The organism is Micromonospora sp. SL1-18 (genome assembly GCF_047921505.1).
In the GTDB taxonomy this organism is placed as follows: Bacteria; Actinomycetota; Actinomycetes; order Mycobacteriales; family Micromonosporaceae; genus Micromonospora.
This window is the reverse complement of sequence record NZ_JBLROA010000012.1, coordinates 18,836-34,107: the sequence shown is the minus strand read 5'-3', so window position 1 is coordinate 34,107 and position 15,272 is coordinate 18,836. Positions and strand designations below refer to the sequence as shown.

The following is a 15,272-nucleotide window of genomic DNA, read 5'->3' as shown; positions in this document are numbered from 1 at the left end:
AAGAGGGCCCCTCCTCACGCCTCGGGCGGGTGCCAGGTGATGCCGCGTAGGAGCTGGTCGGCACCGAGCCAGGCGACGTTCATCATCCGGGTGGCGGTCTTCTCCGGGTCCGCCTCGGGGTGGTCGGCGAGCCAGTCGGCCAGCGACTCGCTCGCCCCGACCAGGGCGTACGCGGCCACCTCCAGGTCGGTGGCGCTCACCTCCCGCCCGTTCACGCGCAGCGCGTGGTCGAGCATGCCGGCGACCACCTCGACCACCCGGCCGCGCATGGTGGCCACCTCGGCGGCGAACGGCCGCTCGCCGCGGGCCTGCCGGTAGAGCACCGCCCAGCCGTCCCGGTGTGCGCCGACGAAGCCGAAGAAGGCGCGCAGCCCGCGCCAGAGCAGTTCGTCGGCGGGCAGGTCGGGGGCGGCCGCCCCGGCTATGGCCGCCAGCATCCGGGTGCCCTCCCGGTGCAGGCAGGCGACGAAGAGTTCCTCCTTCGTGCCCAGGTACGCGTAGACCATCGGCTTGGAGATGCCGGCGTCGTCGGCGATCTCGTCCATGCTGGCCGCGTGGAAACCTCGGCGGGAGAAGACCTTGACCGCCGCGTCGAGCATCTGCTGCTCCCGTACGGCGCGGGGCAGGCGCTTGAAAGTGGGTGGTGTGCCGGGCACCTTGCGAGCATACCTACTCCCGCGTAGGGTTACGCTGGAGTAACCAAAGTCTGCCCGCCCCGAGAGGTGCATCCCATGACGGACTTCGACCCGGCCAACTTCGCGAACGTCAGCCCGAAGGAGTTCGCGCAGCTGGTCAAGTCCACCCCGGACGCCAAGATCGCCGAGGTCATGTCCGGCGACCTGCGCGGCAAGATCCTGGGCGCGGTCTTCGACCGTATGCCGTCGCTGTTCCGGGCCGACCGCGCCGGCTCCGCCAACGCGTGTATCCACTGGAACATCACCGGCCGCGCCGACGGCGGCACCGACACCTACGAGGTTGTCATCGAGAACGCCACCTGCGCCGTCTCGGACACCCCGTCGCGGGACCCGAAGCTCAGCCTCACCATGAGCCCGGTCGACTTCCTGAAGATCGTCTCCGGTGGCGGCAACCCGGTGATGATGTTCATGACCGGCAAGCTCAAGGCCAAGGGCGACCTGGGCCTCGCCGCCAACATCGCCAACCTGTTCGACATCCCCAAGTCCTGAGATGGCCGAGTTCTCGCTCGACCTGAACGAGGAACAGCGGGATCTCCGCGACTGGGTGCACGGCTTCGCCACCGACGTCGTGCGCCCGGCCGCAGCCGAGTGGGACGCCCGCGAGGAGACCCCCTGGCCGATCATCCAGGAGGCGGCGAAGGTCGGGCTGTACGGCTTCGAGTTCCTCGCCACCTGCTGGGCCGACCCCACCGGCCTCTCCCTGCCGATCGCCGGCGAGGAGCTGTTCTGGGGTGACGCCGGCATCGGGTTGAGCATCTTCGGCACCTCGCTGGCCGTCGCCGCCATCTACGGCGCCGGCACCCCCGACCAGCTGGTCGAATGGGTGCCGCAGTGCTTCGGCGGCGTCGACCAGCCGACGGTCGCCGCCTTCTGCAGCACGGAGCCGGAGGCCGGCTCCGACGTCGGGGCCATGCGTAGTCGCGCGGTCTACGACGAGGCCACCGACGAGTGGGTGCTGAACGGGCAGAAGGCGTACGCCACCAACGGCGGGATCGCCGGGGTGCACGTGGTCACCGCGTCGGTCGACCCCGAACTCGGCTCGCGGGGCCAGGCGGCGTTCGTCGTACCACCCGGCACGCCGGGACTGACCGCCACCCGCAAACTGCGCAAGCTCGGGCTGCGCGCCTCCCACACCGCCGACATCTTCCTCGACGACGTACGGGTGCCGGGGCGCTGCCTGCTCGGCGGCCACGAGGCGCTGGACGAGCGGCTGGCCCGGGCCCGCACCGGGCAGCGCGCTTCCGGCCAGGCGGCCATGCGCACCTTCGAGCTGTCCCGCCCGACCGTCGGCGCACAGGCGCTCGGCGTGGCCCGCGCCGCGTACGAGTACGCCCTCGACTACGCCAGGGACCGCGTCCAGTTCGGCCGCCCGATCATCGAGAACCAGGCGGTCGCGTTCGCGCTCGCCGACATGAAAATGGAGATCGACGCGGCGCGGCTGCTGGTCTGGCGGGCATCCTGGATGGGCCGCAACAACCGGTCGTTCACCGCGGGCGAGGGCTCGATGTCCAAGCTCAAGGCCGGCGAGGTGGCCGTCTCGGTCACCGAGAAGGCGGTCCAGCTGCTCGGCGGCGCCGGCTTCCTGCGCGACCACCCGGTGGAACGCTGGTACCGGGACGCCAAGATCTACACCATCTTCGAAGGCACCTCCGAAATCCAGCGACTGGTAATCTCCCGGGCCATCTCCGGGATGCAGATCCGCTGATCAAAAGGAGGCTCGCGGCTTGGACCTGCCGTTCATCGTCGCCACCCTGAACCGACGCGGACTGCTCAACCCGGGCCACCCGATCCGGGTCGCCGCCCAGCTCGGCGCGCTGCGCAAGTGGGGCTGGAGCCTCGCCGGTGAGCTGCGCCAGGCCGCCGCCCGCGACCCCGGGCGTACCGCGGTGGTCGACGAGCATGGCGCCGCGCTGACGTACCGGGAACTGCTGGACCGGGCGGAGCGGCTGGCCCGGTCGATGCGGGCCGGGCTCGGCGTCCGGGCCGGCGACCGGGTCGGCGTGCTGTGCCGCAACCACCACGGGCTGATCGAGGCGGTCGTCGCGGCGATGCTGCTCGGCGCGGACGCCGTCCTGGTCAATACCGGGCTCGCCGCGGCGCAGCTCGCCACCGTGGCCGAGGAGCAGGCGCTGCGGGTGCTGGTGCATGACGCCGAGTTCGCCGAGCGGGTCCTCGGCCTCCCTGCTGACGTGCACCGGGTCGACGAGCGCGGCCGGGAGGAGCTGATCGCCGGCGCCGTGCCCGGGGAGCAGCTCCAGCCGCCGGAGCGGGGCGGCCGGACCATCGTCCTCACCTCCGGCACCACCGGGGCGCCCAAGGGCGCCCGCCGACCCACGCCGACCGGTTTCGGCCCGCTGGTGTCCATCATCGACCGGATCCCGCTGCACGCTCGGAACACCGTGATGATCGCCGCGCCGCTCTTCCACACCTGGGGGTACGGGGCCCTCCAGGTGGCCTTCGCGATGCGCGCCACCGTCGTGCTGCACCGCCGGTTCGACCCGGCCGCCACGCTGGCCGCCCTGACGGGGCAGCCCTGCGACGCGCTGTTCGCCGTACCGGTGATGCTGCAACGGCTGATGGAGTTGCCACCGCCGGACCCCCGGCCGCCGCTGAAGGTGGTCGCGGTCAGCGGGTCCGCGCTCCCCGGCGGGCTGGCCACCGCGTTCATGGACCGCTACGGGGACATCCTCTACAACCTCTACGGTTCGACCGAGGCCTCCTGGGCGTCCATCGCCGACCCGGCCGACCTGCGCCGAGCACCCAACACCGCCGGCCGCCCGCCGCAGGGCACCCGCCTGGCGCTCCTGGACCAACGCGGCGCGCCAGTCCCGGACGGCCAGGTCGGGCGGATCTTCGTGGGCAACGAGATGCTCTTCGAGGGATACACCTCGGGTGCTGGCCGGGAGCGCCGCGATGGCCTGCTGGACACCGGCGACCTGGGCCGGCTCACCGCCGACGGCCTGCTCTTCGTCGACGGGCGGGCCGACGACATGATCGTCTCCGGGGGCGAGAACGTCTTCCCCACCGAGGTGGAGGACCTGGTCGCCCGGCTGCCCCAGGTCCGCGAGGTCGCGGTGATCGGCGTACCCGACCCGGAGTACGGCCAGCGGCTCGCCGCGTTCCTGGCCCTGCACCCCGGCGAGACGCTCGACCCGGAGGCGATCCGCGAGTACGTGCGGCACTACCTGGCCCGCTTCTCGGTGCCCCGGGACGTGGTCTTCGTGAAGTACCTGCCCCGCAACGCCACCGGCAAGGTGCTCGGCCGCGAACTGCGCCGCTACTACGACTGAGTCGGGCAGCACAGGGGGCTGACGGGCCCCACCCCCGGTGCCGCAGCTCGACCGGATGATCCGCCAGCCCGCTCGGCCGGCAGCGCCGACGACGCCAGGTCGTCCGCGGTGTGCCAGTCGCCGCAGAGCAGGTACGCCGTCCGCCGCAGCGGCTCCAACCGCGCCGCGACGTACTCGCGGTAACCCTCGAGATCCACCGGCAACCCGGCCACCTCCTCGCCTCACCGCTCAAACGGAGGCGACGGTGCCCGAGGTTGCCCGGTCAGGCGGGAATACTGATCCGGCCGTCCACCGCGGCGGCGGCGATGTCGGTGCGGTGGTGCGAGCCGGCCAGCTCGATGCCGCGTACCAGGGCGTAGGCGGCGTCCCGCGCGGCGGACAGGTCGGGGCCGGTGGCCGTACCACAGAGGACCCGGCCCCCGGCGGAGCGTACGGTGCCCTCGGCGTCCAGGCGGGTGCCGGCGTGGATCATCCCGGGGCGGTCCGCTCCGGTGATCACGTCGCCGGTACGCGGCGCCGCCGGATAGCCCTCGGCCGCCACCACGACGGTGACCGCCGCGCCGTCCCGCCAACGCAGCGGCGGGTGCGCGGCGAGGGTGCCGGTGGCGGCGGCGTGCAGCAGCCCGGCGAGCGGCGTCTCCAGCAGGGCGAGGACGACCTGGGTCTCCGGGTCGCCGAAGCGGGCGTTGAACTCGATCACCCGGGGGCCTGCGGCGGTGATCGCCAGGCCCACGTAGAGCAGACCGGCGAAGGGTGTGCCCCGGCGGCGCAGCTCGGCCAGCGTCGGGTGCACGACGTCGCGCATGACGTCGTCCACCAGGCCGGACGGCGCCCAGGGCAGCGGCGCGTACGCCCCCATGCCGCCCGTGTTCGGGCCGGTGTCGCCGTCGCCGACCCGCTTGAAGTCCTGGGCGGGCAACAGCGGTACGGCCGCCTCCCCGTCGGTGACCACGAAGAGGGAAACCTCGGGCCCGGCCAGATACTCCTCGATCACGACCCGGCCGCAGTCCTGTGCGTGCTTTTCGGCGACCGCCCGGTCGCTGGTCACCACGACGCCCTTGCCGGCGGCCAGCCCGTCGCTCTTCACCACGTACGGCGGGCCGAACTCGTCCAGCGCCCGGCCGACGCTCTCCGCGTCGGTGCAGGTGTACGCCCGGGCGGTGGGCACGCCGGCGGCGGTCATCACGTCCTTGGCGAACGCCTTGGAGCCCTCCAGCCGGGCCGCCTCCGCCGACGGGCCGAACGCCGGGATGCCCTTGGCGCGTACCGCGTCGGCGACCCCGGCCACCAGCGGCGCCTCCGGCCCGATCACCACCAGGTCGGCCCCCACCTCGACGGCGAGCCCGGCGACGGACGCCGGATCGTTCGGGTCGATCGCCCGCAGCGAGGCGACCTCACCGATCCCAGGATTCCCCGGCGCCGCGACGACCGCCGTGACGGCTGGATCGCCGACCAACCCGAGCGCGAGCGCATGCTCCCGCCCCCCACCACCCACAAGAAGAACCCGCACGACCCCGCATCCTACTGTTACGGGAGGAGGGGGTGCCGGAGGACGTTTTCCTCGCGGCCGGGGCCTACGCCTACCACGCTGACACGGGTGCCGCAGAGTTCCTCGATCCGCGCGATGTAGCGTCTCGCGTTCTCGGGGAGCTCGTCCTCGGTCCTTGCCTTGGTGATGTCCTCCCACCAGCCGTCCAGCTCTTCGTAGATCGGCGTGGCGTGGTGGAAGTCGGTCTGCGTCATCGGCATGTCGTCGAAGCGCTCGCCGTTGATCTCGTACCCGACGCAGATCGGCACCTTCGACAGGCCGGTGAGCACGTCCAGCTTGGTGATGACCAGGTCGGTGACGCCGTTGAGGCGGCACGCGTACCGGGCCACGACGGCGTCGAACCAACCGCAGCGGCGCTCCCGGCCGGTGGTGGTGCCGTACTCGTGGCCGATCTTGCGCAGGTGCTGGCCGTTGTCGTCGAACAGCTCTGTCGGGAACGGACCCGAACCCACCCGGGTGGTGTACGCCTTGCTCACCGCGATGACCTTGGTGATCGCGGTCGGCGGGATGCCCGCGCCCACGCACGCCCCACCGGCTGTCGGGTTGGACGAGGTCACGAAGGGGTACGTGCCGTGGTCCATGTCGAGCATGGTGGCCTGGGCGCCCTCCAGCAGCACCGTCTCGCCGCGGTCCAGCGCGTCCCAGAGCATGACCCGGGTCTCCGCGATGTACGGCGTGAGCCGCTCCGCGTACGCCAGGTACTCCTCGATCGTCGCGTCGACGTCGATCGCCTTGCGGTTGTAGACCTTGAACAGCACCTGGTTCTTCTCGCGGAGCGCCAGCTCCAGCTTCTTGCGCAGGATGCCGGGGTCGAGCAGATCCTGGAGCCGGATGCCCATCCGGGCGACCTTGTCGCCGTACGCCGGGCCGATGCCCCGGCCGGTGGTGCCGATCCGGGACGAGCCGAGGTAGCGCTCGACCACCCGGTCCAGTGCCCGGTGGTGGGGCATGATCAGGTGCGCGTCGCCGGAGATCCGCAGCCGGGAGACGTCCACGCCCCGCTCGGCGAGCCCGTCGATCTCCTCCAGCAGCACCTTCGGATCGACCACCACGCCGTTGCCGATGACAATCATCGCGTTCGGCGACAGCGCGCCGGACGGCATGAGGTGCAGCGCGTACTTCTGCCCGTCCGGGGTGATGACGGTGTGACCGGCGTTGTTGCCGCCGGAGTAGCGCACCACGTAGTCGACCCGCCCACCCAGCAGGTCGGTAACCTTGCCCTTGCCCTCGTCGCCCCACTGGGCGCCGAGGAGCACGATCGCTGGCATCTCTTCCGCCTCCAGAAGGCTCGGGTGCCAGGTGGCGACCGGTCAGCGAGCCCGGGGTGTCAGGCTAACAAGTAGTGACGGCGGAACCGGCAGGGGTTCGTCGAGAAGCGGGAGGCTCCTTCGTGTACGACGTGGTGCTGCTCACCCTCGGCTCTGGGCGGGACGCGTCCGGAGGGGGCTGCGGCAGTGGCGGAGCCTGCTGCGGTGGCGCCGACGAGGCCACCGACGCCAACTCGGAGGAGCGCTGCGAGGCGCCGCGCGTACCGGTGCTGGCCTGCGCGGACGCCCTGACCGCCCGGGGCGCCCGGGTGGAGACGGTCACCGCCCGATCGGACGCCGAGATCGACGAGGTGCTGGCCCGCCTCGACGGACCGCCGCGGGAGGGCGGGCTCACCTGGCCCGACCCGGACGGCAAGATTCGCCTGGTGGTCGCCACGGCCAGTGACGGACAGTTGCGCGCCGTGCTACGCCGGCTGGTCCGGCGGTACGCTCCGCCACCCAGCCGCCGCCCCACCGACCTGCCCGGTAACCGGACGGTCCCGGACCTGCCACCGGTCGGCGTACTCCCGCTCGACCCGGCCCGGAGCGGGACGGCGCGTGACCTGGCCGCGCAGCTCGGGCTGCCGCGGGACCCCGCGGCGGTGGCCGCCGCGGTGCTCGACGGCACGGCCCGCCGGCTCGACCTCCTGCGCAACGACGGCGGTTCGGTGACCCTGGACGGCGCGCTGCTCGGCGCCGCCGACGACGCGGGCCGCCCGCTGCACTGGCGGGCCCGGGTCGAGGTCGACGGCGCCGTGCTCTCCCAGGGCGAGGACCCGATCATGGCCTGCGCGATCGGCAACGCCGGCGGGTACGGGCGCCTGGACGACGTGGCGCTGCTGACCGACCCGGACCCGACCGACGGGCGGGTCGACGTGGCGGTGGCCGTGCCCGTGGTCACCCGGTCCGCATTGGGCCGGAAGCGGGTACGACTCGAAGTGCGCCGGGCCCGCGGGCGGGCGGTGGCGGTGGTACCGCGCGACGAGAAGGTGCCCTTCCTCGACGACGGCGTCGAGGGCGAGCTGAACCGGAAGCGGTCCTGGTGGACCGAGCCGGGTGCCTGGGCGGTCTGGACGGCCTGACCTCCGTCGATCCGGTCGGATCACCCGGCAAACCGGACGACCTATCCTCGGCGATAGGAATGGGGAGGATGCCGTGGTGCACGAGAATGCCGACCGGGCCCACGTTCCGGGCCAACCACAGGGGCCCGAGCGGGACATCGAGCCGCTCTGGCCGCAGGATCTGACCGACCCGACCGCCGCCGGACCCGACCCGGACCAGATGCCCCCGGACACCGCCGACAGGGTGCCCGCGCCCCGCACCGCGCAGCCCCCGGTCGACCTGGACCTGCCATTCACCCTCGACCACCCGGTGCCCGGCCCCGACGGCCAGGCGGCGAACTCGCCCCCGGGCAGCGAGACAAGGCCGGGCGGCGGGTCGGGGGGCATGCCGGCGGACGGTTCCGGCCCGACCGGTGAGGCTGCGGCGACGGCCGGCAGCCGGAACGAGTCGCCGTGGGCGCAGCCGCCGCAGCGGTTCACCAGCTCCGCGAGTGAAGCGCCCGCCGAGGCGTCCCCGTCGGAATCGACGGGAACCGGTCCGGCCATGGCACAGACCGAAGGCGGAGCGACGGATGTCGGCCCACCGCCGCCGGACGCCCGAACTGCGCCGCCGCCGAGTGCCGCCGATCCGGTGCCGCCGGAGAGCCCGGCGCCGCGGCTCGGGCCGTTCCCGCCCGCGCCGGGCGTACCGCTGCGGCCGTACGGTGACGGCACGGCGTACCCGCCGGGACCGGTCGGGTACGGACAACCGGGGTACCCGGTGACGTCGGCGCACCCGCCGCCCGCGCAGGCGGGCGGGCCAACCGCGCCGCCGGGCCCGTACCCGCCGGCCTGGCCGCAGCAGGGTGCCCCCGCGCCGCCACAGCCCGGGCCGCCGGCGTCGCAGCAGCCGGCGCCCGCCGCGTACCCGGAGGCGGGCTGGACCCCGGAGAACGGCGCCACTCCGACGGCCGAGGACTTCGCCCGCCGCCGCCAGGCCCGGCCGGTCGACCCGGTGGCCACCATGGGAGTCCGGGCGGTGGTGAACCGGATCGGCCTGGTCCGGCTCGCACCCGGGCGGCACGAGCAGGAGGTGAAGCGGGACGTCGAGATGGTCCGGCGCAACTTCGGCGGGCTGCGCCAGGTGACCGTGGTCAACCCGAAGGGCGGCGCCGGCAAGACCGTCGCCATCCTGCTGCTCGCGATGACCTTCGGCCAGAAGCGCGGCGGATACGTGCTGGCCTGGGACAACAACGAGACCCAGGGCACCCTGGGCATGCGGGCCCAGCAGGACTTCCACTCCCGTACGGTCCGCGACCTGCTGCGCGACCTGGCGCAGTTCCAGGGTGCGCACGGCCGGGTCGGCGACCTGTCGCAGTACGTCCGCTCGCAGGGCGAGGGGATGTTCGACGTGCTCGCCTCGGACGAGTCGGCGACCGGTGGGGAGATGCTCACCGCCGCCGCGTTCGCCGAGCTCCGTGACGTGGTCAGCCGCTTCTACAAGCTGATCTTCGTGGACACCGGCAACAACGTCCGAGCCCAGAACTGGCAGGCCGCGATGGACGCCACCGACCAGCTCGTGGTCACCATGTCGGCCCGGAACGACTCGGCGGAGACCGCCGCTCGGATGCTCGACCACCTGGAGCAGAGCGGCCGGCAGCGGCTGGTCCGCCAGACGGTGACGGTGGTGTCGATGCCGCCGTCGCGCAAGGAACTCGACCTGCCGGCGATCCAGGCGCACTTCGCCGCCCGGACCCGGGCGGTGCTGCTGGCGCCGTACGAGCGGCTCATCGACACCGGCGAGCCGATCCGGTACGGCCAGCTCTCGTCGGCGACCCGGGACGCCTGGCTGAAGATCGCGGCCGCGGTCGCCGAAGGGCTGTAACTCAGCCGACGGCCGGCCCGATCTGCTGCTCGGACCGGCCGTCGACGCGGCTCAGTGGCTGGCCAGAGCGTCCGCGGCGGCCGGATCGCAGTCGCGGAGGAACTGGGCGCAGCGGGCCGCCTCGTCCGCCTCGCCGATCTCACCGGCGGCGCGGGAGAGCACGTAGAGGCAGCGGAGGAAGCCCCGGTTGGGCTCGTGCGACCAGGGCACCGGGCCGTGTCCCTTCCAGCCGCTGCGGCGCAGCTGGTCCAGCCCGCGGTGGTAGCCGGTACGCGAGTACGCGTACGCCGGAATGACCTGGCCCGCCGCGAGCGCCCGGGCGCCGAGCGCCGCCCAGGCCGCGTTGTAGCTCGGGAAGCGGGCCGCGACCTCGGCGTAAGCCTCGTCGGTGTCCTGCTCTGCGGCGGCGGCCAGCGCGGCGTCGGCCTCCTCGTGTGCGGGCAGTAGCGTGGCCGGTGGCTCAGGCAACAGGTTCTGCATCGCCCCATTCAACCCGCTTCGCACCCGGCTGCGCGAGGGGGTCCGACGAGCTGGTCGGCTGAACGGCTGAGGGGTTCGTCACGCTTGCGGTGCCGGTGCACGTACCGGCGGCCCATGCCACGCAGCGATGTTTGCCGACTTGCCCGGTCCGGGCAGGATGATCTCGTGCCGACCCCACCTCCCGCGGACGTCATCGAGCCGCACGACACCACCATCGACGAGATCGAGACCCGAACCGAGTTCGACCGACGGCTGGCCGAGGGGACTCTCGCCGGTCTGATCGTGCAGGGGCTGCGCCTCGACCTCGATCCGGTCCCCGACCTGCGGGGCGTCGACGTGCACGGAACCCTCTTCGTGGGCTGCCGGTTCGCCGGCCGGGAGGTCGGCGCCGACCTGGTCCGGCGCGGCGCGAACGTGGTCCCGCCGTTCTCCGGGCTGCCCTACCCGACCCAGCCGGCCCATCTCTACAGCGCTGACGACCTGGCCGCGGGCTTCGCGGAGGCGGGGTTCGCGGGGATGTACGACACCCGGGTGTACGCGCACTTCCGGGCGCACGGCGGCGCGCTGCCGGACGTCCGGGAGGCGCTCGGCCAGCGGCTGCACGACCACGGGGTGGACAACGCGCTGGCCGACGACACCCGTACCTGGCTGGCGGTGCACGGCCCGCAGTCCGTGGTGGGCGTGATGGGCGGGCACGCGGTGCCGCGCGGCAGCTCCGCGTACCGGATGGCGGCGGTGCTGGGCTGGGAGCTGGCGCGGGCCGACCGGCTGGTGGTGACCGGCGGCGGTCCCGGCGTGATGGAGGCGGCCAACCTGGGCGCGTTCCTCGCGGCCTGGCCGGCGGAGGAGCTGACCGCGGCGATCGACCTGCTCGCCACCGCGCCCGACTTCACCGACCACGACCGCTACACGGAGGTGGCGCTCCGGGTCCGCGAGCGATACGCGGCCGGGCCGGCGCTGCCGACGCCGCGCCCGGCGGCGGCCGGCACCCAGTGGGCCCGGTCGGGCGGGCTGGCCATTCCCACCTGGCTGTACGGGCACGAGCCGGCGAACCTGTTCGCCGGGCGGATCGCCAAGTACTTCTCGAACGCGATCCGGGAGGACACGATCCTGCGGCTGGCCCGGGGCGGGATCGTCTTCGCGCCCGGCCGGGCCGGGACGGTGCAGGAGGTGTTCCAGGCCGCCACCAAGACCTACTACGGCACCGATGGCGCGAGCGGGGCGTACGTCTTCCTGGACCGGGCCTACTGGACCGCCGAGCTGCCGGTCGAGTCGCTGCTGCGCCCGCTGCTGGCCGCGTCCCCGTTCGGCGACCTGTCGGCCACAGTGCACCTCACCGACGACATACACGAGGCGGTCCGGCTACTGACCGAGTGAAAGGAGGGGCCCCTTATTAACAGACGGGTGTTAACAAGGGGCCCCTCCTTTCATTCAGGTCACTTCATCTTGGTGCCGGTCGAGCGCAGGGCCTCGCAGGCCTCGACGACTCGGGCGGCCATGCCGGCCTCGGCGGCCTTGCCCCAGACGCGCGGGTCGTACATCTTCTTGTTGCCGACCTCGCCGTCGACCTTGAGCACGCCGTCGTAGTTGCGGAACATGTGGTCCGCCACCGGCCGGGTGAAGCAGTACTGGGTGTCGGTGTCGATGTTCATCTTCACCACGCCGTAGTCCAGCGCCTCGCGGATCTCCGACAGCAGCGAGCCGGAACCGCCGTGGAAGACCAGGCTGAGCGGCTTCTCCTTGCCGTACTTGGCGCCGACCGCCACCTGGATGTCGTGGAGCACCTGGGGGCGGAGCTTGACGTTGCCCGGCTTGTAGACGCCGTGCACGTTGCCGAAGGTCAGCGCCGCCATGTAGCGGCCCTTCTCGCCGAGGCCGAGCGCCTCGACCATGGCCAGGCCGTCCTCGACGGTGGTGTAGAGCTTCTCGTTGATGGCGTTCTCGACGCCGTCCTCCTCGCCGCCGACGACGCCGACCTCGATCTCGAGGACGATCTTGCCCTTGGCGGCCTCGGTGAGGAGCTGCTCGGCGATCTCCAGGTTCTCCGCCACCGGCACGGCGGAGCCGTCCCACATGTGCGACTGGAACAGCGGCTCCTCGCCGCGCTGCACCCGCTCCTGGGAGATGCCCATCAGCGGCCGGACGAACTTGTCCAGCTTGTCCTTCGGGCAGTGGTCGGTGTGCAGCGCGATGTTCACCGGGTAGTTCTTCGCCACCTCGTGGGCGTACTTGGCGAACGCCACCGAGCCGGTGACCATGTCCTTGACGGACGGGCCGGAGAGGTAGTCGGCGCCACCGGTGGAGACCTGGATGATGCCGTCGCTCTCCGCGTCAGCGAAGCCCTTGAGCGCCGCGTTCAGCGTCTGCGAGGAGGTCACGTTGATCGCGGGGTACGCGAACCGACCGGCCTTGGCCCGGTCCAGCATCTCCGCGTAAGCCTCGGGGGAAGCGATGGGCATGTCGAACGCTCCTTACTTACCGCTCTCGGCCGTGCAGGCCGCTGTCTTCCTTGGGTGCGCCGGACCGCGCTGTCCATCGCGGGCAGTATCCCGTAGGCGGCGGCGACGGACACAACCGACCCGCGAACGGCTCACCGGCCCTCCCGGCGTTCCGGCACCACCGTGCTGATCAGCCAGCTCACCACCGCCACCACGATGGCCCCCCAGAAGGCGGCCCCGAAGCCCTCGACGTGGAACGGCAGCTGCAGCCCCTGGGCGATCCAGTTGGTGAACAGGAACAGCAGGGCGTTGACCACGAACGCGAACAGCCCGAAGGTGAGCAGGTAGAACACGCAGCCGAGCACCTTGATGATCGGTTTGAGCACCGCGTTGACGACGCCGAAGATGAGCGCCACCACGACCAGGGTGAGCGCTGTGTCCGCGGCGTTACGGCCGGTCACCTCCACTCCGGGCACGATCAGGGTGGTGATCCACAGCGCGATCGCGGTGGTCGCCAGTCGGACCAGAAAGCCCACGTCCCCATCCTGGCACCGGGCACCTCGACGGGAGGGACAATCCGCCGACTCCGGCGGGCCCGGTTGCCGCGAGCGGCGCCGTTCGGCCCGGCACCGAGCGGGGACCGGAGCCAGCCCGTACGGTGTGGTGGTGACCGTCCGAACCGAGATCCAGGGAGGGATGATGGGTCAGCCCGACGAGGACTTCGCCCCGAGCGACCACCTCGCTCCGGAGGAGCGGGACCTGGAGGCGGAGCCGGCCGACGCGGTCGAGCAGGCGGCGGTGATCAACCCTGAGGACGGCGAGACCGAGCCGCGCCGCGGCCTGGAGGTCGACGACTGGGACGCGATGGAACAGTCCCGGGTGTTCGTCGCCGACGAGGACGACTACCGCTGACGTGGCGGGAGGGGCGGTTCGGCCCCTCCCGGGTCAACCCAGCTGGGTGACCTGGTCGGGGTGAGCCGACGTCCACTCGCCCAGCCGGTCGTCCCGCAGCGCGGAGAGGAACCCCGGGCCGAGGTCGGGATCGAGCCGGAAGTGGACGTCCCCCTGCTTCTTCTCAATGTGCAGGCCCGGCGGGAGGACCCCGACCGGCTCGGCGTCGGCGGCCTTCCCGGCCACCGAAACCAGTTCCGTGAGGGTGAGGTCCCCGGTGTCGGCAACCAGCTCGGAGCCGAGCTGCCGGAGCAGCGTGTCGAGCACGACCGGGTTCGTCAGCCCACCCCGGTCGTCGATCCGGCGGAGCAGGCCGGCCGCGAACCGCTCGGCGTTGCGGTCCCGGTCCAGGACGCCGTCCGGCAGCCCGGTCCGTTGGCGGAGCAGGTCTACCGAGGCGGTGCCGTCCAACCGTTGGCAGCCGGCCGGGAAGACCCGGTCGGTGTGCGTCGAGCGGACCCGCTGCGGCAGGCAGACCTGCACGCCGCCGACCGCGTCGGTGAACTTCCGTACCATCGGGTAGGTGAGCACCCCGCCGGCGTCGACCCGTACGCCAAGGGCGTCTGCCACCGCGTCGCGGGTGGCCCGGTAGCCCCGGTCCAGGTCCGGCCGCGACCCTGAGGCGCCGAGCGAAAAGGCCGCGTTGAGCCGTTGCTTGCCCCGGCCAGGGACGATGACCTCCAGGTATCGGGGAAGCGAGACCAGGTAGAGCCGGCTGCGGTCGGCCGGCACGTGCACCAGCAGGACCGAGTCGGCGAACCGCGCCGATCGGGCGGAGTCCCCGTCCACGCCGATCAGCAGCACGTTCAGGGCGCCCGCGGGCGGTGGCGGCGAAGAGTCGCCCAGCAGGTTCGCCGTCTCCGGGGGCTCCGGCGCGATCGCCGTGAAGCCGGCCAACGCGGCGGCGACCAGCGCCAACGCCGTACCGCCGAGGCGAAGCCGGAAGCGGCGGCGCCGGCGGCGGACCGTGGCCCGCTCGATGGCGGCACGGACCGGGCCGGCCGGCGGGGTCAGCGCCTCCAGCCGCGCGAAGGCCGCGCGCAGGTCGTCCTCGATCATCAGCAGACCTCCACGTACTCGGCTCGCAGGGTGGCCAGCGCTCGGGAGATGCACGAGCGGACCGTGCCGACGGCGCAGCCGAGAATCTCCGCGATCTCGGCGTCGGGCAGGTCCTCGTAGTAGCGGAGCACCAACGCGGCGCGCTGCCGGCGGGGCAGCCGGGACAGCCAGGACCAGACCTCGTCCCGGTCCACTGCGGACTGCGCGTGGTCAGTCGGTGCGGACACCTCGTCCGGTTCGCCGCGAAGCAGCACCCGGCGTGCCCACGAGCCGCGGCGCCAGTCGACGTACTGGTTGGTGAGCATCCGGCGGACGTACCGCTCCGGGACGTCGCTGCGGGCCACCCGCCGCCAGTTCAGCTGGACCCTGACCATGGTGTCCTGCACGAGGTCCTGCGCCTGGTGCGGATCCCCGGTCAGCATCACCGCGTACCGCAGCAGGGCGCCCAGCCGCGTGTCGGCGAACTCCTCGTACGTCACTGCACCTCCCGGTGTCCCGCCCTGTTGACGGGTCCCGGTCGGCGAAACATTGCATCAAGTTGATCAGCCGTTCGGTCAATATCCGCCACCTGGGGCCGC

15 protein-coding genes and 1 pseudogene are annotated in these 15,272 nt (G+C 72.5%); 7 read left to right on the top strand and 9 right to left on the bottom strand.

Going from position 1 to position 15,272, the window contains the following annotated elements; all coding sequences use genetic code 11:
• Positions 1–14 precede the first annotated feature (14 nt).
• Entirely contained in the window at positions 15–599 is a 585-nt protein-coding gene (locus ACNAW0_RS07965) for a TetR/AcrR family transcriptional regulator (protein WP_416287182.1), read from the bottom strand.
• A gap of 132 nt (positions 600–731) precedes the next feature.
• On the opposite strand from ACNAW0_RS07965, the gene ACNAW0_RS07960 reads away from it, so the two are divergent.
• The 3 genes from ACNAW0_RS07960 to ACNAW0_RS07950 are packed head-to-tail and all read left to right on the top strand — an operon-like array spanning position 732 to position 3,985.
• Positions 732–1,184 (top strand): SCP2 sterol-binding domain-containing protein, encoded by a 453-nt coding sequence (locus ACNAW0_RS07960; RefSeq protein WP_416287086.1) that lies wholly within the window; start codon positions 732–734, stop codon positions 1,182–1,184.
• Position 1,185: 1 nt separating this feature from the next.
• Positions 1,186–2,400 (top strand): acyl-CoA dehydrogenase family protein, encoded by a 1,215-nt coding sequence (locus ACNAW0_RS07955; protein ID WP_416287085.1) that lies wholly within the window; start codon positions 1,186–1,188, stop codon positions 2,398–2,400.
• Between the two features lie 19 nt (positions 2,401–2,419).
• A complete protein-coding gene (locus ACNAW0_RS07950; protein ID WP_416287084.1) occupies positions 2,420–3,985 on the top strand; it encodes an AMP-binding protein in 1,566 nt (521 codons plus the stop codon).
• 74 nt (positions 3,986–4,059) lie between these two features.
• Here ACNAW0_RS07950 and ACNAW0_RS07945 read toward each other — a convergent pair.
• The 3 genes and pseudogenes from ACNAW0_RS07945 to ACNAW0_RS07935 form a co-directional block, all read right to left on the bottom strand.
• Positions 4,060–4,188: pseudogene (locus ACNAW0_RS07945) on the bottom strand (SigE family RNA polymerase sigma factor); the annotation flags it as partial.
• Between the two features lie 59 nt (positions 4,189–4,247).
• On the bottom strand, positions 4,248–5,495 hold the full coding sequence (gene purD / locus ACNAW0_RS07940) for a phosphoribosylamine--glycine ligase (protein WP_416287083.1): 1,248 nt from the start codon (positions 5,493–5,495) through the stop codon (positions 4,248–4,250).
• Between the two features lie 17 nt (positions 5,496–5,512).
• Positions 5,513–6,802 (bottom strand): adenylosuccinate synthase, encoded by a 1,290-nt coding sequence (locus ACNAW0_RS07935; RefSeq protein ID WP_416287082.1) that lies wholly within the window; start codon positions 6,800–6,802, stop codon positions 5,513–5,515.
• A 122-nt stretch (positions 6,803–6,924) separates the two neighbouring features.
• Between ACNAW0_RS07935 and ACNAW0_RS07930 the strand changes: the two genes are divergently transcribed.
• Entirely contained in the window at positions 6,925–7,923 is a 999-nt protein-coding gene (locus ACNAW0_RS07930; RefSeq protein ID WP_416287081.1) for a diacylglycerol kinase family protein, read from the top strand.
• A gap of 73 nt (positions 7,924–7,996) precedes the next feature.
• Positions 7,997–9,766 carry a chromosome partitioning protein gene (locus ACNAW0_RS07925; RefSeq protein ID WP_416287080.1) on the top strand — a complete coding sequence of 590 codons (1,770 nt, stop codon included), beginning with the start codon at positions 7,997–7,999 and terminating at the stop codon, positions 9,764–9,766.
• A 51-nt stretch (positions 9,767–9,817) separates the two neighbouring features.
• Here ACNAW0_RS07925 and ACNAW0_RS07920 read toward each other — a convergent pair whose 3' ends face one another.
• Positions 9,818–10,246 (bottom strand): DUF3151 domain-containing protein, encoded by a 429-nt coding sequence (locus ACNAW0_RS07920; RefSeq protein ID WP_416287079.1) that lies wholly within the window; start codon positions 10,244–10,246, stop codon positions 9,818–9,820.
• Between the two features lie 165 nt (positions 10,247–10,411).
• On the opposite strand from ACNAW0_RS07920, the gene ACNAW0_RS07915 reads away from it, so the two are divergent.
• The gene (locus ACNAW0_RS07915) at positions 10,412–11,623 is read left to right on the top strand and encodes an LOG family protein (protein ID WP_416287078.1); all 1,212 of its coding nucleotides are present in this window, start codon (positions 10,412–10,414) and stop codon (positions 11,621–11,623) included.
• 59 nt (positions 11,624–11,682) lie between these two features.
• Here the strand turns inward: ACNAW0_RS07915 and fbaA are convergent, their stop codons facing one another.
• Both fbaA and ACNAW0_RS07905 read right to left on the bottom strand, forming a co-directional pair.
• On the bottom strand, positions 11,683–12,705 hold the full coding sequence (gene fbaA / locus ACNAW0_RS07910) for a class II fructose-bisphosphate aldolase (protein ID WP_416287077.1): 1,023 nt from the start codon (positions 12,703–12,705) through the stop codon (positions 11,683–11,685).
• 131 nt (positions 12,706–12,836) lie between these two features.
• Positions 12,837–13,220 carry a phage holin family protein gene (locus ACNAW0_RS07905; protein ID WP_416287076.1) on the bottom strand — a complete coding sequence of 128 codons (384 nt, stop codon included), beginning with the start codon at positions 13,218–13,220 and terminating at the stop codon, positions 12,837–12,839.
• A gap of 163 nt (positions 13,221–13,383) precedes the next feature.
• Between ACNAW0_RS07905 and ACNAW0_RS07900 the strand changes: the two genes are divergently transcribed.
• Entirely contained in the window at positions 13,384–13,596 is a 213-nt protein-coding gene (locus ACNAW0_RS07900) for a hypothetical protein (RefSeq protein ID WP_416287181.1), read from the top strand.
• 33 nt (positions 13,597–13,629) lie between these two features.
• Here the strand turns inward: ACNAW0_RS07900 and ACNAW0_RS07895 are convergent, their stop codons facing one another.
• Both ACNAW0_RS07895 and ACNAW0_RS07890 read right to left on the bottom strand, forming a co-directional pair.
• Entirely contained in the window at positions 13,630–14,694 is a 1,065-nt protein-coding gene (locus ACNAW0_RS07895) for an LCP family protein (protein WP_416287075.1), read from the bottom strand.
• Positions 14,694–15,173, bottom strand: a complete 480-nt coding sequence (locus tag ACNAW0_RS07890; protein ID WP_416287074.1) for a SigE family RNA polymerase sigma factor — start codon at positions 15,171–15,173, stop codon at positions 14,694–14,696. The genes ACNAW0_RS07895 and ACNAW0_RS07890 overlap by 1 nt, the downstream gene beginning before the upstream one ends.
• Positions 15,174–15,272 lie beyond the last annotated feature (99 nt).

Excerpts from the sequence above, each read along its gene's own strand:
- ACNAW0_RS07965 (WP_416287182.1), bottom strand. The coding sequence starts at position 599 with ATGCTCGACGCGGCGGTCAAGGTCTTCTCCCGCCGAGGTTTCCACGCG.
- ACNAW0_RS07960 (WP_416287086.1), top strand. The coding sequence starts at position 732 with ATGACGGACTTCGACCCGGCCAACTTCGCGAACGTCAGCCCGAAGGAG.
- ACNAW0_RS07955 (WP_416287085.1), top strand. The coding sequence starts at position 1,186 with ATGGCCGAGTTCTCGCTCGACCTGAACGAGGAACAGCGGGATCTCCGC.
- ACNAW0_RS07935 (WP_416287082.1), bottom strand. The coding sequence starts at position 6,802 with ATGCCAGCGATCGTGCTCCTCGGCGCCCAGTGGGGCGACGAGGGCAAG.
- ACNAW0_RS07920 (WP_416287079.1), bottom strand. The coding sequence starts at position 10,246 with ATGCAGAACCTGTTGCCTGAGCCACCGGCCACGCTACTGCCCGCACAC.
- fbaA (WP_416287077.1), bottom strand. The coding sequence starts at position 12,705 with ATGCCCATCGCTTCCCCCGAGGCTTACGCGGAGATGCTGGACCGGGCC.
- ACNAW0_RS07900 (WP_416287181.1), top strand. The coding sequence starts at position 13,384 with ATGGGTCAGCCCGACGAGGACTTCGCCCCGAGCGACCACCTCGCTCCG.
- ACNAW0_RS07895 (WP_416287075.1), bottom strand. The coding sequence starts at position 14,694 with ATGATCGAGGACGACCTGCGCGCGGCCTTCGCGCGGCTGGAGGCGCTG.